The 21,665-nt window shown below is 68.5% G+C and carries 23 protein-coding genes and 1 pseudogene; 17 read left to right on the top strand and 7 right to left on the bottom strand.

The genetic code is table 11. The features are described 5' to 3' along the window. Positions 1-3 precede the first annotated feature (3 nt). From A3CU_RS0104060 to A3CU_RS0104020, 9 genes and pseudogenes are all read left to right on the top strand, one after another. On the top strand, positions 4-2,280 hold the full coding sequence (locus tag A3CU_RS0104060) for an FtsX-like permease family protein (RefSeq protein WP_052371426.1): 2,277 nt from the start codon (positions 4-6) through the stop codon (positions 2,278-2,280). A gap of 76 nt (positions 2,281-2,356) precedes the next feature. Continuing rightward, a pseudogene (locus A3CU_RS50865) lies at positions 2,357-2,527 on the top strand (PadR family transcriptional regulator); the annotation flags it as partial. 2 nt (positions 2,528-2,529) lie between these two features. Next, entirely contained in the window at positions 2,530-3,204 is a 675-nt protein-coding gene (locus A3CU_RS0104050; RefSeq protein WP_027941185.1) for an ABC transporter ATP-binding protein, read from the top strand. Between the two features lie 73 nt (positions 3,205-3,277). Further along, positions 3,278-5,524 (top strand): FtsX-like permease family protein, encoded by a 2,247-nt coding sequence (locus A3CU_RS0104045; protein ID WP_027941184.1) that lies wholly within the window; start codon positions 3,278-3,280, stop codon positions 5,522-5,524. A 10-nt stretch (positions 5,525-5,534) separates the two neighbouring features. Beyond that, positions 5,535-6,950 (top strand): polyprenol phosphomannose-dependent alpha 1,6 mannosyltransferase MptB, encoded by a 1,416-nt coding sequence (gene mptB / locus A3CU_RS43365; RefSeq protein ID WP_043840621.1) that lies wholly within the window; start codon positions 5,535-5,537, stop codon positions 6,948-6,950. Between the two features lie 121 nt (positions 6,951-7,071). Then, positions 7,072-7,452 carry a helix-turn-helix domain-containing protein gene (locus A3CU_RS0104035; protein ID WP_043840620.1) on the top strand — a complete coding sequence of 127 codons (381 nt, stop codon included), beginning with the start codon at positions 7,072-7,074 and terminating at the stop codon, positions 7,450-7,452. Then, on the top strand, positions 7,452-8,102 hold the full coding sequence (locus tag A3CU_RS0104030; RefSeq protein WP_425388219.1) for a hypothetical protein: 651 nt from the start codon (positions 7,452-7,454) through the stop codon (positions 8,100-8,102). Before A3CU_RS0104035 ends, A3CU_RS0104030 begins: the two co-directional genes overlap by 1 nt. Positions 8,103-8,203: 101 nt before the next feature. After that, positions 8,204-8,500: a DUF2516 family protein gene (locus A3CU_RS0104025; protein ID WP_027941181.1), complete on the top strand. Its 297-nt coding sequence runs from the start codon at positions 8,204-8,206 to the stop codon at positions 8,498-8,500. Between the two features lie 100 nt (positions 8,501-8,600). Next, positions 8,601-9,152 (top strand): YbaK/EbsC family protein, encoded by a 552-nt coding sequence (locus A3CU_RS0104020; RefSeq protein WP_027941180.1) that lies wholly within the window; start codon positions 8,601-8,603, stop codon positions 9,150-9,152. Positions 9,153-9,219: 67 nt separating this feature from the next. Here the strand turns inward: A3CU_RS0104020 and A3CU_RS0104015 are convergent, their stop codons facing one another. Next, the gene (locus A3CU_RS0104015) at positions 9,220-9,960 is read right to left on the bottom strand and encodes an ABC transporter permease (RefSeq protein WP_043840583.1); all 741 of its coding nucleotides are present in this window, start codon (positions 9,958-9,960) and stop codon (positions 9,220-9,222) included. After that, a complete protein-coding gene (locus tag A3CU_RS0104010; RefSeq protein ID WP_027941178.1) occupies positions 9,936-10,625 on the bottom strand; it encodes an ABC transporter permease in 690 nt (229 codons plus the stop codon). Before A3CU_RS0104010 ends, A3CU_RS0104015 begins: the two co-directional genes overlap by 25 nt. 157 nt (positions 10,626-10,782) lie before the next feature. Here A3CU_RS0104010 and A3CU_RS0104005 point away from each other — a divergent pair, with 157 nt between their 5' ends. From A3CU_RS0104005 to A3CU_RS0103990, 4 genes are all read left to right on the top strand, one after another. After that, a complete protein-coding gene (locus A3CU_RS0104005) occupies positions 10,783-11,697 on the top strand; it encodes an ABC transporter substrate-binding protein (RefSeq protein WP_027941177.1) in 915 nt (304 codons plus the stop codon). Between the two features lie 215 nt (positions 11,698-11,912). Next, the gene (locus A3CU_RS0104000; protein WP_027941176.1) at positions 11,913-12,353 is read left to right on the top strand and encodes an SRPBCC family protein; all 441 of its coding nucleotides are present in this window, start codon (positions 11,913-11,915) and stop codon (positions 12,351-12,353) included. A 107-nt stretch (positions 12,354-12,460) separates the two neighbouring features. Then, a complete protein-coding gene (locus A3CU_RS0103995) occupies positions 12,461-13,471 on the top strand; it encodes an NADP-dependent oxidoreductase (protein WP_043840582.1) in 1,011 nt (336 codons plus the stop codon). Positions 13,472-13,595: 124 nt separating this feature from the next. Further along, positions 13,596-14,372 (top strand): hypothetical protein, encoded by a 777-nt coding sequence (locus tag A3CU_RS0103990; protein WP_245616866.1) that lies wholly within the window; start codon positions 13,596-13,598, stop codon positions 14,370-14,372. Between the two features lie 15 nt (positions 14,373-14,387). On the opposite strand, the gene A3CU_RS0103985 is transcribed toward A3CU_RS0103990, so the two are convergent. Beyond that, complete coding sequence (locus A3CU_RS0103985; protein ID WP_027941173.1) at positions 14,388-14,975, bottom strand: TetR/AcrR family transcriptional regulator; 588 nt, start codon at positions 14,973-14,975, stop codon at positions 14,388-14,390. A 122-nt stretch (positions 14,976-15,097) separates the two neighbouring features. Here A3CU_RS0103985 and A3CU_RS0103980 point away from each other — a divergent pair, with 122 nt between their 5' ends. Next, entirely contained in the window at positions 15,098-15,898 is an 801-nt protein-coding gene (locus A3CU_RS0103980; protein ID WP_027941172.1) for an alpha/beta fold hydrolase, read from the top strand. A gap of 25 nt (positions 15,899-15,923) precedes the next feature. Here the strand turns inward: A3CU_RS0103980 and A3CU_RS43360 are convergent, their stop codons facing one another. Then, positions 15,924-16,658, bottom strand: coding sequence for a maleylpyruvate isomerase family mycothiol-dependent enzyme (locus A3CU_RS43360; RefSeq protein ID WP_027941171.1), 735 nt, complete (start codon positions 16,656-16,658; stop codon positions 15,924-15,926). A gap of 139 nt (positions 16,659-16,797) precedes the next feature. On the opposite strand from A3CU_RS43360, the gene A3CU_RS43355 reads away from it, so the two are divergent. After that, a complete protein-coding gene (locus tag A3CU_RS43355) occupies positions 16,798-17,178 on the top strand; it encodes a cupin domain-containing protein (RefSeq protein WP_156960216.1) in 381 nt (126 codons plus the stop codon). A gap of 34 nt (positions 17,179-17,212) precedes the next feature. Here the strand turns inward: A3CU_RS43355 and A3CU_RS0103965 are convergent, their stop codons facing one another. After that, positions 17,213-17,986 (bottom strand): class I SAM-dependent methyltransferase, encoded by a 774-nt coding sequence (locus tag A3CU_RS0103965; RefSeq protein WP_027941170.1) that lies wholly within the window; start codon positions 17,984-17,986, stop codon positions 17,213-17,215. 20 nt (positions 17,987-18,006) lie between these two features. Continuing rightward, the gene (locus A3CU_RS0103960) at positions 18,007-18,504 is read right to left on the bottom strand and encodes a DUF2505 domain-containing protein (protein WP_027941169.1); all 498 of its coding nucleotides are present in this window, start codon (positions 18,502-18,504) and stop codon (positions 18,007-18,009) included. A 97-nt stretch (positions 18,505-18,601) separates the two neighbouring features. On the opposite strand from A3CU_RS0103960, the gene A3CU_RS0103955 reads away from it, so the two are divergent. Continuing rightward, positions 18,602-19,618 (top strand): UDP-N-acetylmuramate dehydrogenase, encoded by a 1,017-nt coding sequence (locus A3CU_RS0103955; RefSeq protein WP_027941168.1) that lies wholly within the window; start codon positions 18,602-18,604, stop codon positions 19,616-19,618. 94 nt (positions 19,619-19,712) lie between these two features. On the opposite strand, the gene A3CU_RS0103950 is transcribed toward A3CU_RS0103955, so the two are convergent. After that, positions 19,713-20,444 (bottom strand): SDR family oxidoreductase, encoded by a 732-nt coding sequence (locus A3CU_RS0103950; RefSeq protein ID WP_027941167.1) that lies wholly within the window; start codon positions 20,442-20,444, stop codon positions 19,713-19,715. A gap of 48 nt (positions 20,445-20,492) precedes the next feature. On the opposite strand from A3CU_RS0103950, the gene A3CU_RS0103945 reads away from it, so the two are divergent. Further along, entirely contained in the window at positions 20,493-21,653 is a 1,161-nt protein-coding gene (locus A3CU_RS0103945; protein WP_027941166.1) for a L,D-transpeptidase, read from the top strand. Positions 21,654-21,665 lie beyond the last annotated feature (12 nt).

The raw sequence follows: 21,665 nt of genomic DNA, 5'->3' as shown, positions 1-21,665 counted from the left end.
CCGATGGCAAGCGGTTCGCCCGTGCCAACCCGCCGGGGAGCGCCGTCGGGATGGCTGACCGATATCGCGCTCGGGGTCCGGCTGGCTGTCGGGGGCGGCCGGACCCTGCGAAGTTCGTTGCTGCGCCTGACCCTGACCACCGTCGGGATCGGCCTGTGCACGGCCATGCTGTTGCTGCTCGCGACCGCGGCGACGGCGCTGTCTCACCGCGTCGACCGCGAAACGGCCCGCACGCCGCAGAACTCCACCGCCGCCGCGGCTCCGCTGTACGAGAACCAGCAGTCCATGGTCTACGACGGGTCGGAGATCAAGATCACCTATCTCGAGCCGCTCACTTCCGACGCGCCGGTTCCTCCTGGACTGCAAGGGATTCCGGCGCCCGGGGACATGGTCGTCTCGCCCGCACTCGCGGCGCGGCTGTCCACGGACGCGGATCTGCGTGCCCGGTTCAGCCAGCGAGTGGCAGGCACGATCGCGCCGGATGGTCTCGCCGGCCCGAAGGACCTGCGGGCCTACGCGGGGGCCACCGGGTTGCGAAGTTCGGGCAGCGGCACCGGGGTGTCCGGATTCGGCGGGCAGGCGAACGCGGCGGGGCTGCCGGCCCTGGTCACATTCTTCGGCGCGCTCGCCGTTCTCGTGCTGGTGATCCCGCTCCTGGTGTTCGTCGCGAGCGCGAGCCGGATCGCCGGCGCCGAGCGGGAACGCCGCCTTTCCGCACTGCGGCTCGCGGGTGCGAGCGCCCGGCAGGTCCGCCGGATCGGCGCGGCGGAATCCCTGGTGGGCGCGGCGACGGGCGGACTGCTCGGGCTCGTCGCCTTCCTCGTGGCGCGGCCGTTCGCGGCCGGTGTCGACCTTGCCGGAATCACCGTGTTCCCCGGCGATTTCGTGCCCGCCTGGCCGCTGGTGGTGGCGGTGTTCGTGCTCTTGCCGGTGCTCACCGTCGGCTCGGCGTGGCTCGGCATGCGCCGGGTGGTCGTCGAGCCGCTCGGCGTGGTGCGGGTCGCGAAGACCGCACGCCGGCGTGGCTGGTGGCGCCTGCTGCTCGTCGCGCTCGGTCTGCTGCTTCTGTTGTCGGTCAAGGTGTTCGGCACCAGCGGTGCCAGCGAGCAATTGCCGTTCGTGCTCGTGGGCAGTGCCCTGCTGATGATCGGGGTGCCGACCGCGGTGCCATGGCTCACCGAACTGGCGGTCTCCCGGTTGCGCGGCGGTTCTTCCGCGTGGCAGCTGGCGATCCGGCGGCTGCAACTGGACAGCGGCACACCGAGCCGGGTGATCGCCGGGATCGTCGTGGTGCTCACCGGGGTGATCACGCTGCAGGTCCTGCTTGGTTCGGCGCAGGCCGACCAGGTTCACCAGCGAGAGGAGTCGAGCACCACGGTTTACCTCCAGGCTGCCGATGGCCCGGACGTGGCCGCCCGGGTCCGCGCACAGCAGGGTGTTCGAGCGGCGAACCTGGAATACCGTGGCGGACTCGGAAACGGCCCGAGCGAGTGGTATCCCCTGGTGGTCGCGCCTTGCGAACTGCTGGAACGGGAGTACGGGCTGCCGGACTGCACCGACGGCGACACCTTCGCCTCAGGGCAAGTGCGGCCGGGGCAGACCTACGACTTCGTCTCTTCCGAAGGGGTTTCGGCGGGACAAGCCCGGTTCACGGTGCCCGCCACCGCACGCAGCCCGGGTGATTCGAGGCGGGCCTTGGACAACGTCCTGATCACTCCGGGCGCGGCTGGGTCCGTCGATTTGTCGCGGCTGCAGGCGTCGCTCGATGTCCAGTTCGATACGGCCGATCCCGCTGCCCTGCAAGGACTTTTCGTTGCGTTGGCCCCCTTGCAGTGGCGGGCGACGGTCTTCGCCGCGCAGCTGACCACCGTGGACGGCACCCTGTCGGCGCTTTACGGACTGCTCTACGCCGGAGTCCTGCTCTCGATCTCGCTGGCCGGTGTCAGCCTGCTCGTGATGACCGCCGGTCAACTCGTCGAACGGCGCCGGCCGCTGGCGGCGTTGCGCGCGGCCGGGATTCCCCATGGTGTGCTGCAACGGTCGTTGTTGTGGCAGAACGCCGTACCCATGGTCGTCGGGGTGGTCACGGCCGTGGCCGGCGGGCTCGGGATCTCCTGGTTGCTCCTCCGGCTGATCGACGACTCGATGCCCTGGCAGGTGAACGGGACCTTCGTGGCGTTCGTCGCGGTCGCGGCGCTGGTGCTGGTGCTGGTGGTCACCGCGGCCGCGCTGCCCATCCTGAAGTCGGTGACCAGGCTGGACGCGTTGCGGGCGGAGTAGATGCCTCTGCCCAGGTCAGACCATATACACATGGTGTATAGACCAATGCTATACACCATGTGTATAGTGCTCCGACATGTCGATTGGACACACTTTGCTCGGTCTACTTGAAAACGACTTAGGACACGGATGCCAGTTCAAACACGCCTACGACGCGCGGTTCGCCCACGACCGGCCTCTGCACTACGGGCAGGTGTACGCGACGCTCGCGCGCCTGTTGCGCAATGGCCTGGCGGGGGAGATCGGCAAGTGAGCGTGCTCTCCGCCCAGAATCTGGCCAAGTCCTTCGGCCCGACCCAGGCACTCCACCACGCGGAATTCGAGATCGACCGCGGTGAGGTGGTGGCGGTGATGGGTCCCTCCGGGTCGGGGAAATCGACCCTGCTGCACTGCCTGGCCGGCATCATCAACCCGGACGAAGGGACGGTGAACTACGCCGGCGCGGATCTCTACGCACTCCCGGACGAACAGCGAACTTTCTTGCGCCGCACCGAATTCGGGTTCGTATTTCAGTTCGGCCAGCTCGTTCCGGAGCTGACCTGCCTGGAGAACGTGGCGCTTCCGTTGCGATTGGGCGGAATGCGCCGTAAAAAAGCCGAGGCCGCCGCGGTCGAGGCTATGTCCCGTCTCGACGTCGCCGAGTTGGGCGGCAACCGGTCCGGCGAGGTTTCCGGCGGGCAGGGACAGCGGGTCGCGGTCGCGCGGGCGCTGGTCACCAGGCCCAAGGTGATCTTCGCCGACGAGCCGACCGGCGCGCTGGACTCGCTCGCCGGCGAGCGGGTGATGAAGGCGCTGGTGTCCGCGGCGAAGGAACTCGACACCGCCGTCGTGCTGGTCACTCATGAGCCCCGGGTCGCCGGCTTCGCCGACCGGGAAGTCGTGGTGCGGGACGGGAAAACGTCCGGATCGGTGGTCTCGGCATGACCAGCTCTGTGGTAAGGCGCGGCTCTCAGGCCGACCCGATCGCGGTCGCGCGCAAACTCGTGGAGAGGAAAGCATGAGCTGGCCCACCGATATTGCGCTCGGGGTCCGGCTGGCCGTCGGGGGCGGCCGGACCGTGCGAAGTTCGTTGCTGCGCCTGAGCCTGACCACCATCGGGATCGGCCTGGCCACCGCCATGTTGTTGCTGCTTGCAACCGCGGCGACGGCGCTTTCGCATCAGGCTGCCCGCGACGCGGCACGCAAGCCGCAGTATTCCACCGCCGCCACGGCCCCGCTTTACGAAAACGAACAGACCTCGGTCTATGGCGGGGAACTGGTCCAGGTCGACTACCTCGAGCCGGTTGCTCCGGACGCGCCGGTTCCGCCTGGCGTGCAAGCGATTCCGGCACCAGGGGCCATGGTCGTTTCGCCTGCGTTCGCGGCGCGCCTGGCCGCGGACCCGGGCCTGCGTGCCCGGTTCGACCAGCGGGTGGTCGGCACGATCGCGCCCGAGGGGCTTACCGGCCCCGACGAGCTGTGGGCCTACGCCGGCACCACCGGCTTGCGGAACTCGCACAGCGGCACCGGGGTGACCCGCTTCGGTACCCCGATGTCCGTGGACCAGTTGCCAGGCATGGTGGTGTTCCTCGGTGTGCTCGCCGTCCTCGTGCTGCTGGTGCCGCTCCTGGTGTTCGTCGCGAGCGCGAGCCGGATCGCCGGCGCTGAACGGGAACGCCGCCTGTCCGCGCTTCGGCTGGCGGGGGCGAGTGCCCGGCAGGTTCGCCGGATCGGCGCCGCGGAGTCGCTGGTCGGCGCGGTGACCGGGGGGTTGCTCGGGCTCGTCGCCTTCCTGGTGATCCGGCCGTTCGCGGCCGGTGTCGATCTTGCGGGGATCACCGTGTTCCCCGGGGATTTCGTGCCGGCCTGGCAACTGGTGGTGGTGGCGGTGTTCGTGCTCCTGCCCTTGCTCACTGTCGGCTCGGCCTGGCTGGGCATGCGGCGGCTGGTCGTCGAGCCGCTTGGTGTGGTGCGCGTCGCGAAGACGGCCCGGCGGCGCGGCTGGTGGCGGCTGCTGATCGTGTTGCTCGGAGTCGTGCTTCTGTTGCCCGACAAGGCTTTCGGCGTCGAGGGTAACGCGGGTGCGAAGCTGCCGTTCCTGCTCGGCGGAAGCGGACTCCTCCTGATCGGGGTACCGACCCTGATGCCGTGGCTGACCGAGGTGGCCGTGTCGCGACTGCGCGGCGGCTCGCCGGCGTGGCAGCTGGCGATCCGGCGGCTGCAACTGGACAGCGGCACGCCGAGCCGGGTGGTCGCCGGGATCACCGTGGCGCTCGCCGGGGTGATCGCGCTGCAAACCTCGATCGCCTCGGTGCAGGCCGACGCGGCCAAGGCTACCCAGCAGGACTATTCGTCGACGGCTTCGGTCTATCTCGACGACACGAACGGGGCGGACGCGCTCGCCCGGGTCCGCACGCAGCCCGGTATCGAATCCGCGTATCTCGAATACCGCGGCTTTCTCAGGAACAACGCGGGGCAGACGTATTCGGTGCTGATCGCGCCCTGCGAGTTGTTCGAACAGAGCTACCAGCTGTCGGGTTGCACGGACGGGGACACCTTTCTCGTCGGCGAAGCGCGGCCGGGTGAGACGTTCAGCCTCACGCGGGCCTACGAGTCGCAACCGGGAACAACCCAGTTCACGGTGCCGGCCACCGCGCGGAACGCGACCAGCGCTGGACGGCATTCGGACGATGTCCTCGTGACCCTGGGCGCGGCCGGAAACATCGACCTTTCGGCGCTGAGCGCGATGGTGGATGTTCACCTCGACCCGAACAATCCTGCTGCGGCACAAGGGCTTTACGTCGCTATGGCGCCCTTGCAGTGGCGGGCCTCGGTTCGTGCCCAAGAGATCGCCGGCGAAAACCCCACCTCGGCGTTCGTGAACCTGCTCTCTGGCGGAGCTGTGCTCACCATGTCACTGGCCGGGGTGAGCCTGCTGGTGATGACCGTCGGGCAACTCGCCGAGCGACGCCGGCCACTGGCCGCGTTGAGTGCGGGCGGCGTATCCCGGCGCGTGCTGGGACGATCGTTGCTGTGGCAGAACGCCGTGCCGATGCTCATTGGTGTGCTCGCGGCGGTGGCCGGCGGGCTCGGGATCGGCGCGCTGATCACCAGGCTGACCGGGTATTCCTCGTCCTTCCAGGTGAATGGGTCGTTCGTGGCGGTCATCGCGGGCGTGGCGCTGGCGCTGGTGCTGGTGGTCACCGCGGCCGCGCTGCCCATCCTGAAGTCGGTGACCAGACTGGAGGCGTTGCGGGCGGAGTAATTTGGGCGTGGTGAGTGCTACCGCCGTCCGCCGGCTTCGGGTTTCGTTTCCCGGCGCGCAATTCGCTTTCCCGTGTGCGGGTTTCGCGGGCGTGCTGGTGCTCGTGCTCGCAACGTCCATAGCGCGCCCGACCCGGCTGATGTTGGCGTTGGGGCTGACCGGCATGGGTGTGGTCGTGCTGGCCTGGCTCGGGCTGGGGCGGCGGAGAACCGAGTTCTCCGTCCACCGTCTGTATTGGACCATGGCGGCGTGGTGTCTGCCCTTGTTGGTCGCGCGCCCACTGTTCAGCGGTGACGTCCACAGCTATCTCGCGCAGGGGGTGATCGCCGCCGACGGGCTCGATCCGTACCGGCTCGGCCCGTTGGCGGCGCTCGGCGCCGATTCGCCGGTGACCCAGGCGGTCAGCCCGTACTGGCAGAACACTCCCGCGCCGTACGGCCCGGTCGCGGTCACGGTCTCCCGGACCATCGCCGTACTGGTGGGCGAGAACCAGGTGGCGACGGTGCTCTTGAACCGGCTCGTCGAGATCGCCGGTGTCGTGTTGATCGCCTGGGCGCTGCCTCGCCTGGCACGCCGGACCGGGGTGCCGGAAACGACCGCGCTGTGGCTGGGACTGCTCAACCCCCTGGTGCTCTGGCATGTCGTGGCCGGCGTGCACAACGAAGGACTCATGCTGGGGCTGGTGCTCGCGGGCATGGAGATCGCGCTCCACCAGCCGTCCCGGCCGGGCCGTGTCGTTGCTGGTGTGGTGCTGCTGACGATCGCGGCCAACATCAAGATCGTGGCTGCGGTCGCGTTGCTCTGCCTGGGTATCGAACTGGCGCGAAGGCATGGCCCCACGATCGGCCGAGCACTGCTGGTACTGGTGGGTCTGTTCACCGGTTTCGCCGCGCTCTCGGTCGCGATCGCCGCGGTCAGCGGTCTCGGGCTCGGCTGGCTCGGCACGCTGGGCGGGGGGACCCAGGTGCACAGCTGGATGGCACCGACCAACCAGCTCGGCTTTCTGGTCGGCGCGTTCACCGGCGGCGAGGCGACCTCGACCGCGATCGCGGTGGGTATCCGCATCGGCGCACTGGCCGGCGCGGTCGTCGTGATTTTCCTGTCGTGGAAGGCATTCCGGGACGGCCGGCACCCGCTGGCCACTCTCGGCCGGCTCTTCGCGGCGATGCTGCTCACCGGCCCGGTCGTGCAGCCCTGGTACCTGCTGTGGGCGATCGTGCCGTTCTCCGCCGCCGCGACGACCCGTCGGGCGCGGCGGGTGATCGTCGTGGCCAGCGTGGTGTTCGCGCTGGTGCTGCCTCCGGTGAGCGGCGGGGCAGGCGAGCTGGTCGAGGGTTATCTGGTGGCGGTCGCGCTCCTGGGTCTGGGCTTCGCCGTGGTTCGTGCCTGGTCCGCCCGGCGGGAAAAGGTCAGCGTCGCGGAGTAACCCAGATCTCACCCGTTCGGTGCGTGCAGAGTGCTTGCAACAGCTAGCAGTGACGCGTAGCGTGGGTGGTGCCGGAAGGAGATGAACAACGGTGGCCGCCGAGAACAACCAATCCGGACCGATGGAGAAGGTTGGGCACCTCGCTTCCGACATCGGCGAGTACATCCGCCAGCAACGCAACAACGCGAAGATCTCGTTGCGGCAGCTGGCGAAGCTCGCCGGAGTGTCCAATCCGTACCTGAGTCAGATCGAGCGCGGGGTCCGCAAACCCAGCGCGGAGATCCTGCAGCAGATCGCCAAGGGACTGCGGATCTCCGCGGAGGCGCTGTATGTACAGGCCGGGATCCTGGATTTGCCCACCGGAGGCCCGGTGCCCGACGCGATCCGCGCGGCCACCGAGCTCACCGAGCGGCAGAAGCAGATCCTGCTGGACGTGTACGAGTCCTTCCGCCGCGAGAACACCGCCGGAAACGGCGACCAGCCATCTCCAGCCCAGGAGTGATGACCATGACCAACAAGAACAACAGGGCCGACAGGACCGAGGAAATGCGCAAGGCCGTCAACACCGCCGCCGAGCAGTTCCGCACCCCGCTGCTGGCCGCTCTCGGCGCGGGCAACCTGGCCACCCAGGCCGTCGCCGACGCGATGGCCAGGGCCAAGGAACGAGTCACCGAGACCGGCGAGGCCGCACGCAAGAACCTCGAGGAGTTGCCCACCGAGGTGACCACCATCCGCGAGAAGTTCGAGCCGGCGGAACTGCGCAAGGTCATCGACAACTACACGGCCGCCGCGTTCGAGCTGTACAGCAAGCTGGCCGAGACCGGCGAGGAGGCGTGGGACAGGTTCCGTTCCGAGCCGCGCGTGAAGGACGTGCTCAAGCAGGTCGAGGAGGTGCTGCACACCGCGCAGGACCGGGTCGGCGAGGTGAGCGCCGAGGCACGGGAGCGTGTCGAGGGCATGCTGGGCACCATCTCCAAGAAGTCACGCGCCGGTGGTGAGAAGGTCGCCAAGGCGAGCGAGACGCTGGCCCACAAGGTCGAGGAGACCACCCCCACGGCACCGCCCGCGAAGTCCGCGCCGAAGACCCGCTCGGCCGCCGCGACCAAGCGTGCGTCGGCCACGCGGAAGCCGTCCGGCCGTTCGTCGAAGTAGGCTTGGCGAAAGGGGCCCGTTCGGGACGTCTGTCCCGAACGGGCTCTTCGTGGCATTCTGGTGGCGGACCGTGCGGGCCGGAAGGGACGTAAGCTGTAGTCGTGCCGTTAATCGCAGCGTGGATCATGCTGGTCATCAGTTGGGCCGGGGCTCTGGCTGGTGTCTTCGCTTTCATCCATGCACTGACGCAGCGGGCGGACGCGTTCACCGCGGCGGATCGCAAGACGAAGCCGATCTGGCTGGGGATCACGGGCGCGGGGACGGCGGCGATGGGCCTGTTCCGCTTCGGTGGCGCCGGCACCCTGTTCTGGCTCGCCGGGATCGTGGCCGTGCTGGTGTACATCGTGGATGTCCGGCCGAAGCTGATCGAAGTGCAACGAGGTGGCAGGAACTGGTGAAGCGCCAGCCAGAGACCGTTTGACGCGGCTTGCGTGGCGGTGCAAGCCGTCGGCCCACGGCAAGCGGCTCCGCCGCTTCGAAATCCTCTAGTCTCGCGGCATGCGCAACTGGACCATCGCTGGAACACTGACCGCCGAACCGGCGGCCGAGCAGGTCGGCCTGCTCGCCGAACCCGTGGCGAAAGCCCTGGCCACGCTGGGTGATCCGGACGTCGGGGTGGTGCGGATCGATCCGGACCTTGCCGACACGGCCGCCTTCTGCGAGCAGTATTCGTCGCCACTGTCCGCCTCCGCGAACTGTGTGGTCGTCTCGGGCAAGCGCGGTGGTGAGGTTCGCTATGCCGCCGCACTCGTGCTCGCGACCACCCGGGCGGACGTCAACAACGTCATCCGGCGCCGCCTGGACGTGCGCAAGGCGTCGTTCGCACCCATGTCAGAGGCCGTCGAACTGACCGGCATGGCCTACGGCGGGATCACCCCGATCGGCCTCCCTGCCGGCTGGCCGATCCTCGTCGACCAGGCCGTCGCCGAGTCGCCCGAACTGGTCATCGGCAGCGGGCTGCGGGCGAGCAAACTGCTGGTGACCGGGCAACGGCTGGCCTCGCTGCCCGGCGCCGAGGTGATCGAGGACCTCGCCAAGCCGATTGGGTGAGGACTTCAGGACAGGGTTTGTTTCCAGGGGCGCGGTTGCCTCGGACGGAACACGGATGTTGAGCGACCTAGGGCAGGCGTGACCTGCTCGCCGCCTCGGCGGCCAGGCCCTTTGGCACGGCATACCGGCTGATCAGGCCGAACGCGCCTTCACACAGCAGGGCCAGCACGATCACCGCGACGCCGCCGCCGAGGATCTCGCCGTAACCGCCGGCGCCCTCGGCGAACCCGTCCACGATGTAGCGACCGAGCCCGCCGCCGTTGTTGACGATCGCGCCGATCGCCACCGTCGCCACCACCTGGAGGAACGCGACCCGCGCCCCGGCCAGGATCACCGGCAGCGCCAGCGGCAGCTCGACGTGCACCATGATTCCTCGCTCGGTGTACCCGGTGCCCCGGGCGGCGTCGACGACGTCCTCCTCCGCCGAGATCACGCCCGCGTACGTGTTCGAGAACAGTGGCGGCAGCGCGAGCGCGACGAGCGCGATGAGCAGTGGCCAGAACGACGTGTTGACCTCCCAGCGAGCCGCCAGGAACCAGAACAGGATGATCAATCCGAAGCTGGGGACCGCGCGGCCGATGTTCACCACCGCGTTGGCCACGAACCCGCCCTTGCGGTAGTGCGCGAGCCACAGCGCCAGCGGGATCGTCAGCAGCGCGGCCAGGGCCAGGGACAGCACGGAAAAGCCCAGATGCTCGAGGGTGCGGTAGGGAATGCCGGCGGGGTCGGTCCAGCTCCACCGGTTCGGCTGGGTGAGCCACTGCCAGGTCTGTGCCCAGACGTTCATGCGCGTGCCTTCCTCGCCCATGGCGCGAGCGCCCGTTCGGAGAGCCACAGCAGCAGGTCGACCACCACCGCCAGCACGATGGACAACCCGATGCCGACGATGATCGCGGTCGGGTTGGGCGTGGTCGTCTGGATGCCTTGCCGGATGAAGAACCCGAGCCCGCCGAGGCCGAGCATCGAGGTGACCGTCACCAACCCGATCGTGGTGACCGCCGCGACGCGCAGCCCGGCGATCACAACGGGCAGCGCGAGCGGCAGCTCGACCTGCCACAACAGCCTCAGCCGGGTGAATCCCATGCCGATCGCCGCCTCACGCACCTCGGCCGGCACCTGCTGGATTCCGGTGACGATGTTGCGCAGCAGGATCAGCAGCGTGTACGTCGCCAGCGGGACGACCGCGGTGGTGAACGACAGCCCGAAGAACGGGACCAGCAGTGCGAACGCGCCGAGACTGGGGATGACGTAGAGCGCGCCGGCTCCGGCGAGCGCGATGCCGTAGAACCATCGCCAGCGCAGGGACAGCATGGCCAGCAGGACCGACACGGCCAGCCCGAGGGCCAGCGCGGTGGCGGTCAGCGAAAGGTGCTCGCCGAGCCGGTGGACGATGGCCGTCGCGTTGCGCTCGACCCAGCGCCACTCGAACAGTGGCCGGGTCGATGCGGCCAGCACGTGCTCGTGCTCGAACATCGGATCAGCATAGGCACCGAAACGCGTCTCGACCTGCGTATCCGAACACGTTTTGAACGAAACTGTGGGTTGAATAACACCAAACCCTCCCATTTCGTGGTTTCTGTCGGTGGCTGCCTATATGGTCTTCGGGTCGGTCGATCAGGAGGGAAAGCGGATGCGCTGGGCACGGAGTTTCCGGGTTGGAGCGGTCCTCGCGGCCGCGGTACTTGGCCTGACGGCCTGCGGCGGGGACGGTGGACAACCGGCCGCCGCGAGCAAGGGCGGGGCGCCCATCGTGGTGGCGTCGTTCAACTTCACCGACAGCCAGATCCTCGCCGAGGTGTATGCGCAGGCGCTGGAGGCCAAGGGCTATCCGGTCACCCGCAAGTTCAACATCGGCTCTCGTGAGCTGGTCTATGGCCCGCTGCAGTCCGGCGAGTTGCAGTTCATCCCGGAGTACCAGGGTGCGGCGATCAGCAGCGGATTCAACGAGCAGGCCCCGAAGGACGCGGTGTCCGAGCATGCCAAGCTCGCCGAGCTGTTCGCGCCTTCGGGCGTCGCGCTGCTCGATTACGCACCGGCGGAGAACAAGAACACCTACATCGTGAAGACCGACCTGGCCAAGGCGCAGGGCCTGACCAAAATCAGCGATTTGAAGAAGCTGGACAATGTCGTGCTCGGCGGTCCTCCGGAATGCGGCACGCGCGCGAACTGCTTCGTCGGATTCCGCGACACCTACCACCTGAACGTGACGTTCCAGAGCATTCAGGAAGCGGGCCCGCGCCTGCAGCAACTGAATTCCGGCGCGGTCACCGTGATCCCGGTCGACTCGGTCAGCCCGCCCACCGCGGACCCGGCCTACACCGCGTTGCAGGACGACCTCAGCATCGTGGCGACCGAGAACGTAGTGCCCGCGGTGAACAAGAAGGTGCTCGACGAGCGAGGACCCGATTTCTCCAGCGTGGTGAACGCGGTCAGTGCCAAACTGACCACCGACCAGCTCCGTGAGCTGAACAAGCGGGTGGACGCCGACGGTGACGCGGTCGCCGATGTCGCCAAGGACTGGCTGTCGCAGCAGGGACTCTCCTGACGGACCGACCAGTCAGGCCGCGGCGATCAAGGTCTGTCCTCCGTCACCAGCGCCTTCATGAGTGAGGAGCTCGTACCGATTTTCGGGAGTAACGGGTCACTCATACCCAGATAGCGGGGCTAGGGTCTTGACAAGATGGCTCTCGATGCCCCGTCGGAGCGCCGAAGCACGAACACAGACTCTTGGATGACGGTCACTGTCGTAGAGTCGCGGTCATGGCAAAGGTTCACGCTCAGGCTGAACGCGCGATCGACGCGCCCGTGGAGAAGGTGCGGGCGCTCGTCGCCGACTACGCCGAAACCCGGCCGAAGATCCTGACCGAGCACTACCGGGATTACCAGGTCGTCGAGGGCGGCACCGGGGCGGGCACCAGGGCGAAGTGGAAGCTGCAGGCCACCTCGAAGCGGGTGCGTGACGTGGCGGCCACGGTGACCCAGCCCGAACCCGGCACACTGGTCGAATCCGACGCGAACTCCAGCATGGTCACGAAGTGGACGGTCCGGCCCGCCGGCGCGGGCACCATGGTGCGCATCGAGACCGCCTGGGAAGGGGCCGGCGGCGTCGGGGGGTTCTTCGAGAAGATGTTCGCGCCACTCGGACTCAAGCGGATCTACGACGGGGTGCTCACCAAACTCGACCAAGCCGCTCACGCCTAGTTCCGCGGCGCGACACCGGTGGTGACGGAAACCTTCGGAAATAACCGTGCCGGTTCCGCGGTTGCCGTGATCATCCGCGCTTCGCCGACCGACCTGGAGAGGTCATCATGACCACACCGATCACCGCGACCGAGATCCACCTTGCCTCCCGCCCACATGGCGTGCCGACCCTGGCCAATTTTTCCACTGTGGACACCGAGCTGCCGGATCCCGGTCCGGGCGAGATGCTGGTCCGCAACCTGGTGATGAGCGTCGACCCGTACATGCGCGGACGGATGAGCGACCGCAAGTCCTATACCGCACCCTACGAGGTCGGCAAGGTCATGGACGGGGGCGCGATCGGCGAGGTCCTCGTGGCCAACACGGAGCGCTTCAAGCCCGGGGACGTGGTGCTGCACAGCCGTGGTTGGCGCTCGCATGCGGTCCTGCCCGCCGCTCAGGCGGCCAAGCTGGACCCCGACGCCGCTCCGCTCACCACATACCTCGGTGTGCTGGGCATGCCCGGTCTCACCGCCTACGCCGGGTTGCTGCGGATTGCCGAGTTCAAACCGGGGGACGTCGTCTTCGTCTCCGGCGCGGCCGGGGCGGTCGGATCGGTCGTGGGCCAGCTCGCCAGGCTGAAGGGCGCCAAGCGGGTGATCGGCAGCGCCGGGTCCGCCGCGAAGGTCCGCCACCTGCTCGACAACCTCGGCTTCGACGCGGCGTTCAACTACAAGGACGGGCCCGTGGCCGAACAGCTCGCGGCCGCCGCGCCCGACGGCATCGACGTCTACTTCGACAACGTCGGCGGTGAGCACCTGGAGGCGGCGATCGGCGCGGCGAACCTGCACGGGCGGATCGCCATCTGCGGGCTGATCTCGCAGTACAGCGCGACGGAACCGCCTCCGGGGCCGCGCAACATGTTCCAGGTGCTGGCCCAGCGGCTGACCATCCGCGGTTTCCTGGTCGGCGATCACTCCGACCTTCGGGAACAGTTCGTGGCCGAAGTCGCGCCGCTGGTCAAGTCGGGCAAGTTGCGGTACGAGGAGACCATCGTCGAGGGGCTGGCGAACGCGCCGCAGGCGTTCCTCGACCTGCTTGCCGGCCGCAACACCGGCAAGATGCTCGTGCGCCTCTGACCTTCGGACACGCGAGTTGCGTTCCCGAGTGGCTTGCCGTGGTCGAGATACGTCACTGGGCGTAGCGCCAAGAGACGAAGCCAGGCCGACGATTTCGTGTCGCTGGCGGTCCAGGATTCGTATCATGGCAACGATCACCGAGGCCCGTACCTCGCTCGAACGGAAGTGGACGCACGGGCGTCCCGTCGAACGCCTCGCGTATTCGGTCGCCGCAGTCCTGTTCGTCAGCGGTCTGGTCCATTTCGGCGTGCTGGTCGTCTCGGGCACGACCTGGGAAGGGCCGCTGTCCTACCGCAAGGCGATGACCTTCGGGCTGTCGTTCGGGCTCACGCTCGCGACGCTGACTTGGGCGACCTCGTTTCTGCGCCTGCGGCCCCGAACCCGCAATGTCCTGCTCGGCGCGTTCACCGCGGTCAGCGTGGTCGAGGTCGCGCTGATCACCATGCAGGTGTGGCGCGGGGTGCCGTCCCATTTCAACTTCGAGACCGGCTTCGACTCCACGGTGTCGATGATGCTCGCGGCCGGTGGCGCGGTGATCATCGCGACCGTGCTCGGGTTCACGGTGGCCGCGATGCGGGCGACGAGCGGGCTGGCCCCGAGCCTGCTGCTGGCCCTGCGATTCGGGCTGGTGGTGCTGATGGGCGCGCTCGTGGTCGGCGCCGTCATGATCGCGGACGGGGTTCGCCTCGCCCGCGGCGGCGACCCGCAACTGGCCTACACCACCGCGGGCGCGCTGAAGCCTGTGCACGCGGTGACCATGCACGCGATCCTGGTCGTGCCCGCGCTGGCCTGGCTGTTGCGGTTCGTGGACTGGCCGGAGCGTCGCCGCACGAAGCTGATCTGGACCGCGATCGGCCTCTACACCGCGCTCATCGCGATCGTCTGGCTCGTCTTCGGCTAGCGCGGGCAGGCCGAGCTAGCCGGGGTCGATGATGTCGGCCAGGGCGCGTAGGCCGGCGGCGACGTCGGTGCCGGTGGGGGGCTGATCGGGGTTGGTGAGGCACTGCGTCATCAGGCCGGTGAGCAGGGCCATCTGGACGGTGCCGAGCGTGCGTGCGGTGGTGTCGTCGATGGTGTCTTCGTCGACGCCGGACAGGATCGCGGCGAGTCCCCGTCGTCCCTGGGCCTGGCCTTCGGAGAGGTAGCGGCGCAGTTCGCCGGAGTGCTCGGCCTGGACCAGAGCTTCGATCGAGGCCAGCCACAACTTGCGATGGGTGGAGAACGACTCGATCATCTTGTCCCACATCGCTTCGTACCGCTTGGCGGGTGAGTCCTGGCCCGTCCCGAATTCGGCGAGGGTCCGGCCGGTCTGGTCTCCCTGCTCGTCGATCGTCTCGATCAGTGCGGCGGTCAGCAGTGCCTCGCGGGACCCGAAGTGGTAGCCGATGGCGGCCATGCTGACGCCGCCCGACGCGGCAGTGATGTCGCGGATGGTGGTCCGCGCCCAGCCCTTCTCCTCCAGACAGCGGCGTGCGCCGGCGAGCAGGTCTTCTCTGTTTCCCATGGCCAGATGCTATCCGACGGTGGAACAAGCGCGCTAGGCAAATGAATTAGGCGAGCGCCTTGTTCAAGCGCCCAAACCCTTGCTATGGTCGTGCCATCGCAACCACGCAAGGAGATCCCGCGATGAACGACACGACCATGAGCCCCACCGCTACCCGCGCCGAGCTGACCATCGACGGCCGCCGGCTTTCCTACCTGGACTTCGGCGGCACCGGCCGCCCGCTGGTCGCACTGCACGGACACCTCTCGGAGGGCGCGACGTTCGCCCGGCTTGCCGACGCACTCGGCCCCGAGTGGCGAGTGATCGCCCCGGACCAGCGCGGCCAGGGCGAGTCCGACCGCGCCGCCGACTATTCGCGAGAGGGATACCTGGCCGACCTCGAGGCACTCCTGGACCGCCTGGGACTGGACCGCGTGGTGCTGCTCGGCCACTCACTCGGCGCCATCAACGCCTACCAGTTCGCCGCCCGTCACCCCGAGCGGGTAAGCGCTTTCATCGACATCGAAGGTCCAGTGAGGTTCGGTCTGGAGGGGTCGCACCCGCTGGCCTTCCTGCTCAACCTCACCTACGAGGCACCCACCCGCGACGCGCTCGTCGCGAGCCTGGGCCCGGCTGCGCCGTATTTCGCCGACCGGCTACGCGAAAACCCCGACGGTAGCTGGCGACTGCCCTTCCACCCCAAGGACATGTACGACTCGGAAGAGCAAGTCCACGGCGATCACTGGGCCGACTGGACCGCCAGCACCTGTCCCGCTCTGATCGTCCACGGCACCAACGGCGTCGTCCCGGCCGAACAGGTCCGCGCCATGGTCGAGCGCCGCCCCGGCACCGTGTCGGCCGAGCTGAACGGCGACCACTTTCTCCTGGCCGGCGACCCCGATGGCGTAGCCACCGCGGTTCGCGCCTTCCTTGCCGGCATCTAGGGCATTCTCGGTGGTGGCGCCTCGCCTACGGGGCGGCCAACGGCTCCAGCAAAGTCGTGTCACCGGTGACCGTGGCATGGCTGGGCCGGCCCCAGAGTCGCCGGTATACCGAATCCGCGGTGCCCGCGATGGTCAGGTCACCCTCGAGCCCGCCGGCCGAGAAGGTCGGCGCGACCCCGGGTTCGATTCGCAACGTCCACGAGCGGCCGGCGTCGGCCGCGTGCAGGAAAACCGATCCGGAGCAGGTCGAGGTGTTCGCCGTGGCCCGGCTCGGCAGTAACCAGCCGGCCAGCTCTTCGATCCCGTCGGCGGCGAATTCCGGGTCGAACACCAGGGCCGCCACCGTGTCGGGGTCGTCGTTGCCCGCGCGGGCGTGCTCGGCGTCGAGCCGGTGGATCGCGGCTTCGTGGGCCTGACGCCGCGCCCACGAACCGGCGTTCCTGGGCACTCCCCGCCACGGCAGCCAGGCCGGTGACGCCGGATCGGCGAGGCCGTCGATCATGCCGGACAGCTGCTCGTCCCACCAGACCAGCAGCTCGTCCCAGTCCTCCGGGCGCCGGCCGGCCCGGACGTCCTTCCCGGTGGGGTCACGCAGCGCCGCCCGTGCCCAGGACTGCACGCGGGCGAGGTGCGCGACCAGCCGGTGCACCGTCCATCCCGGACAGGTGGGAACCTGGGCGTCCGGCCCAGCCGCGATCGCCGCCGAGCGCAGGGCGGCGCACTGGTTCCGGATCTCCGCCACGAACCGTTCGTGCTGCACGTCGTGAGCGTATACGCGTTATGAGTGGCGGGGCCTGTCGGCGGCGCGCTCTCCGGCCGGCCTGGGAGCCGCGGCTTGACACAGGGCTACTTATGCCGCCAGCTGATCAGTGAACACCGCGCGAGTCGAAGGAAGCAGCATGGCCATATCCCGCAGCAGCGAAACCGGAGAAGCGACCGAGCAGGTGCCGCCGCTCAGTCGCGTGATCGTCCTGGACCAGGAACTGCCGGAGCCGCTGGCCACCCAGCGCGTCGAGATCCGGCGGATCACCATCGCGCCCGGGTATGCCGCGGGGCTGCACATTCACAACGGGCCGGTCTTCGGCAGCATCGAGACGGGCTCGGTGGTCTACCAGATCGAGGGCGAACCCGAGACCGTGCTGAACCCCGGCGACGTGTTCTACGAGCCCGAAGCCGTGCGCATCGCACGCTTCGACGCGCAGGAAAACGGTGTGACCTTCCTCGGGTACTTTCTCCTCGCCGAGGGGACGAACGCCGAAGTCGTCTTCCCCGAAGCCTGACAACGGCCAAGCCTCAACGGTTGTAAATCTCTGGCTAGTTCGGGGCGACGGTGTGCCAGGGGAGCGTCAGCTCGCCGAGCCGCCAGCGGCGTGGTCCGTCCAGCACCGGCCAGCCGTCGGCGACGAGCAGGCGGACCGTCTCCAGCCACCGGAACCGCACGCCGAACGTCTGGTGCGGCGCGGCCGCCGCCCAGCAGCGGTCCAACGTGGACAGTAGCCGGTGCACTGGCTCACCGGGCACGTTCCGGTGGATGAGTGCCTTCGGTAGCCGTTCGGCCACAGTGGACGGTCGGTCGAGGGTTTTCAGGTGGTAGGACAAGGTGAGGCTCATCGGCCCGTCCGTGCTCAGGGTGATCCACGAGCTGAGCCGGCCGATCTCGTCGCAGGTGCCCTCGACCAGGAGGCCACCCGGGGCAAGCCGGTCGAGCACGAGCTTCCACGCGTGCGGCACCTCGTCCTCGGGATACTGGCGCAGCACGTTGAACGCGCGGACCACGACCGGCCGGGTCCCGGCGAGTTCGAAGCCGCCCAGCCGGAAGTCCAGCCCGGGCCGCTCGGCCAACGGCAGGGCGGCGGCCACGCGGTCGGGGTCGAGTTCCAGCCCGAGGACCCGGACTCCCGGCTGGATCCGGCGAAGCCGGTGGCACAGTTCGATCGTGGTCACGGGGGAAGCGCCGTACCCCAGGTCCACCACGAGCGGATCGGCAGTCCTCCGCAGTAGCGCCGGCACCGGGCCGCCGGTGGTCAGCCAGCGGTCGACCCGGCGCAGCCGGTTGGGGTTGGTGGTGCCGCGGGTCGGGGATCCCACGGCCCCGCTCCGGCCCGCGGCTACCTGGCCGCGAGCCACTGGGCGGTGAACTCGGTTTCCCGCTGGAGCAGCTTGGTGACCTCGCCGGCCACGAATCCCTCGAAGCGGCCGCCGACCAGCGGGATGCGGATCTTCACCTCGCCGTCGATACGCAGCACCGTCACGTCACCCTCGACGAACAGTTCGCTGCGGGCGGTGATGTCGCCTGGTATCGGGCCGACGGTGGCTTTCTCCGTGCCGGTGTACTTCTCACCTGTCCTGGCCCAGGTCTGCTCGCGTTCGACGACGATGTCGCCGCTGTGCAGCGCGCGCACGAACGAGGGCAGCTTGTCGGCCCCGACGCCCTGCCGGAGCAGGAAACTCCACTGGTCGCCCTCGTGGGAATAGGTGGCCACCCGCGCGTTGATGCCGCCGATCGCGTCGAGCCTTGTCTGCAGCGCCTCGCGGTCGGACAGTGCCGTGAACACCTCGGCGAGGCTCTGGGTGAACTCCGCCCGGTGCTCGATGGGGAAAGCCATGCGCTCGACCCTACTTGGCCGCCCATGGCTACCCATCCGGGGAACACCGACGCCTCGCGGCGAGCGGCGAGGCGCTCTTGCTTTACCGTTTGTGCCCGTGACCCGTGTCGAAACCCGGACCGTCCTGGCCGAGCACACCACCCTGCGCCTTGGCGGGCCCGCGCGTGAGTTCGTCGTCGCCGAGACCACGTCCGAGCTGGTTTCCGCGGTTCGCGCGGCCGGCGGAGAAGTCCTGCTGCTCGGGGGCGGCTCGAACCTCGTGGTGGCGGACGAGGGGTTCGCGGGCACCGTGATCAAGGTCGCCACCCGGGGCTGGCGGATCGACGGCTCGGAAGTATGCGTGGCCGCGGGCCAGAACTGGGACGAGTTCGTCGCGGGGATGGTGGACGCCGGGTTCGGCGGCCTCGAGTGCCTGTCGGGCATTCCCGGCTCGGTGGGAGCGACGCCGATCCAGAACGTCGGCGCGTATGGCTGCGAAGTGGCGGACCTGTTGACCTCGATCGAGTGTTTCGACCGGGCAGCGGGTGAGGTCCGGACGATGACCGCGGACGAACTCGGCTTCGCCTACCGGACGAGCGTGCTCAAGGGCAGCGACGACAGGATCGTATTGAACGTGCGGTTCGCCTTGCACGAGGACGGTCTGTCGGCACCGATCCGTTACGCCGAACTGGCGCGCAAGCTCGGCGTCGAACCGGGCGAGCGGGTGCCGGCCGCAGTGGCCCGCGAAGCGGTGCTGGAGTTGCGTCGTGGCAAGGGCATGGTGCTCGATCCGCGCGACCACGACACGTGGAGCGCCGGGTCGTTCTTCACCAACCCGATCGTCACGCCCGAAACCGTCGACCGGATGCCCGCGGACGCGCCGCGCTACCCGGCCAACGGCGGGGTGAAGCTGTCCGCGGCCTGGCTCATCCAGCACGCCGGGTTCCCCAAGGGCTATTCCGGCCCGGGCGGCCGGGTTTCGCTGTCGGCCAAGCACACCCTCGCCCTGACCAACCGTGGCTCGGCGACCACGGCCGACCTGCTCGCGCTCGCCCGCGAAATCCGCGACGGCGTCCACGCCCGCTTCGGTGTCTCCCTCGTCCCCGAGCCGCTGCTGATCAACTGCGCCCTGTGATCGGGGCACTGGTTTGCCTTTCATAAGCGGCGGAGCCGGTTGCGGTGAGGCACGCAGCTTGCGCCGCCGCGGGTTCAAGCCGGTTCAAACAGCTCTAAACGCGGTGGGCGCGTGAGCCGCTGTACTGGTCGCGCGGCTTCATGACGATGGTGTCGAGGTTCACGTGTGACGGGCGGGTGGCGGCGAAGTTGATCACCTCGGCCACGTCCTGGGCGGTCAGCGGGGTCAGCCCCTGGTAGACGGCGGCCGCGCGTTCGGTGTCGCCGTCGAAGCGGTTGGCGGAGAAATCGGTCTCCACCAGGCCGGGCATGATCTCGGTGATCCGCACTGGATCCCCGAGGAGCTCCGAGCGCAGGGTGCGGTGCAGCGCCGACTGCGCATGCTTGGCCGACGTGTAGCCCGAGCCCCCGTCGTACACATCGTGGGCCGCGATGGATGTGACAGTGATCACGTGCCCATCGCCCGATTCGATCAGTTTCGGCAGCAGCGCCTTCGTCATCCGCAGGGTGCCCAGCACGTTGACCTCCCACATCCAGCGCCAGTGCCCCTCGTCGGCGTCCGCTACCCGTTCGAGGCCACGCGCGCCACCGGCGTTGTTGACGAGGACATGGCATTCTGGAATTCGCTGGGCAAACTCGGCAACCGATGCGGGGTCCGTGACGTCCAGGAAGTGTGCGATACCGGACAAATCGGCGGCCAGCTGTTCCAGCCGGTCGAGGCGCCGGGCGCCGAGCACCACGTGGAACCCGGATGCGGCCAGCGCGCGAGCGGTGGCCTCGCCGATTCCCGCGCTCGCCCCGGTGATCACTGCGGTTCGGTTGGTCATGCGCACATGGTCGCAGTGGAGGGGGACTCCCCGGGGCGGAGGTATGTCGTGATCGACAGACGGATGGTGTTCAAGGCGGCGCTGGCTTCGGGGGCGGTGATGCTGGCCGCGGCCTGTACAAGCAGCAAGGGCGGGCCTGCGGTACCAGAACTCCAGGCGCAGCCGGTGGCGAAAATCACCGCGGAACCCGCGGCGAACGCCCAGAACGTACCGGTCCGCCAACCAGTGACGATCAAGGTCACGGCGGGCGCGTTGACCGACGTCAAGCTCACCAACGTCGACGGCAAGGCGGTGGAGGGCGAGTTCAACGCCGATCGCACGGTGTGGACCAGTTCGGAGGTGCTCGGCTACGACCGGACCTACACCTTCACCGCCGCCGCCACCGGTTCCGACCGCAAGAACGTCCAGCTGACCGGCACCTTCGCCACGCTCAAGCCGGCCCAGGAGGTCCGGGTCACGCTCAATCCCGTCGACAACGCGAAGGTCGGCGTCGCGATGCCGGTGAGCGTCAAGTTCACCGCCGCAGTCACCAATAGGGCCGAGGTCGAGAAGGCCCTCAAGATCAACACGTCCACGAACGTCGAGGGCTCCTGGGGCTGGCTGTCCGGTCAGCAGGTGGACTTCCGGCCGAAGGACTACTGGCCGGCGGGCACCGAGGTCAGCGTCGAAGCCAACCTGTACGGCATCGACCTCGGCGGCGGTGCCTACCCGAAGGCGGACGTCACCACGAAGTTCACCATCGGGCGGAACCAGGTCGTGAAGATCCACACGCCGGACCATGTGATGAACGTCTACCGCAACGGGGCCAAGTACAAGAGCTACCCGTGCAGCAACGGCCTCGATTCCGACGTGGACCGCAACACACCCAACGGCACCTACATCATCATGACGCGGGAGCCGCACGCGATTTTCGACAACGCCCGGTACGGCTACACGAACGTCAACAAGAAGTGGGCCTGCCGGTTCTCCAACCACGGCGAGTTCATCCACGAAAACCAGGACAACGCCGCCGCGATCGGGCGGGTCAACAACTCGCACGGTTGCGTGAACCTGCTCGAGGCCGACGCCAAGGACTACTTCGATTCGGCGTTGATCGGTGATCCGGTCGAGGTCAGCGGATCGAGGCTGGGCCCGGTGACCACCTCGGACGTGATGGACTGGCTCGTCGACTGGCCGGCGTGGAAGGCGAAGTCCGCCATCAAGCAGTGATGCTCTGCCCAG

Source organism: Amycolatopsis taiwanensis DSM 45107 (genome assembly GCF_000519205.1).
Classification (GTDB): Bacteria; Actinomycetota; Actinomycetes; order Mycobacteriales; family Pseudonocardiaceae; genus Amycolatopsis_E; species Amycolatopsis_E taiwanensis.
Note: the sequence above shows the minus strand (reverse complement) of the source record. Positions and strands in the feature narration are given on the sequence as shown.

Bases quoted from the DNA above. Each gene is read 5' to 3' on its own strand.
- A3CU_RS0104045 (WP_027941184.1), top strand. From the start codon at position 3,278: ATGAGCTGGCCCACCGATATTGCGCTCGGGGTCCGGCTGGCCGTCGGG.
- A3CU_RS0104000 (WP_027941176.1), top strand. From the start codon at position 11,913: ATGGCAAAGGTTCACGCTCAGGCTGAACGCGCGATCGACGCGCCCGTG.
- A3CU_RS43355 (WP_156960216.1), top strand. From the start codon at position 16,798: ATGGCCATATCCCGCAGCAGCGAAACCGGAGAAGCGACCGAGCAGGTG.
- A3CU_RS0104015 (WP_043840583.1), bottom strand. From the start codon at position 9,960: ATGGGCGAGGAAGGCACGCGCATGAACGTCTGGGCACAGACCTGGCAG.
- A3CU_RS0104020 (WP_027941180.1), top strand. From the start codon at position 8,601: ATGCGCAACTGGACCATCGCTGGAACACTGACCGCCGAACCGGCGGCC.
- A3CU_RS0104010 (WP_027941178.1), bottom strand. From the start codon at position 10,625: ATGTTCGAGCACGAGCACGTGCTGGCCGCATCGACCCGGCCACTGTTC.
- A3CU_RS0104005 (WP_027941177.1), top strand. From the start codon at position 10,783: ATGCGCTGGGCACGGAGTTTCCGGGTTGGAGCGGTCCTCGCGGCCGCG.
- A3CU_RS0103990 (WP_245616866.1), top strand. From the start codon at position 13,596: ATGGCAACGATCACCGAGGCCCGTACCTCGCTCGAACGGAAGTGGACG.
- A3CU_RS0104030 (WP_425388219.1), top strand. From the start codon at position 7,452: ATGACCATGACCAACAAGAACAACAGGGCCGACAGGACCGAGGAAATG.
- A3CU_RS0103960 (WP_027941169.1), bottom strand. From the start codon at position 18,504: ATGGCTTTCCCCATCGAGCACCGGGCGGAGTTCACCCAGAGCCTCGCC.
- A3CU_RS0103985 (WP_027941173.1), bottom strand. From the start codon at position 14,975: ATGGGAAACAGAGAAGACCTGCTCGCCGGCGCACGCCGCTGTCTGGAG.
- A3CU_RS0103980 (WP_027941172.1), top strand. From the start codon at position 15,098: ATGAACGACACGACCATGAGCCCCACCGCTACCCGCGCCGAGCTGACC.
- A3CU_RS0104060 (WP_052371426.1), top strand. From the start codon at position 4: ATGGCAAGCGGTTCGCCCGTGCCAACCCGCCGGGGAGCGCCGTCGGGA.
- A3CU_RS0103950 (WP_027941167.1), bottom strand. From the start codon at position 20,444: ATGACCAACCGAACCGCAGTGATCACCGGGGCGAGCGCGGGAATCGGC.
- A3CU_RS0103995 (WP_043840582.1), top strand. From the start codon at position 12,461: ATGACCACACCGATCACCGCGACCGAGATCCACCTTGCCTCCCGCCCA.
- A3CU_RS0104035 (WP_043840620.1), top strand. From the start codon at position 7,072: ATGGAGAAGGTTGGGCACCTCGCTTCCGACATCGGCGAGTACATCCGC.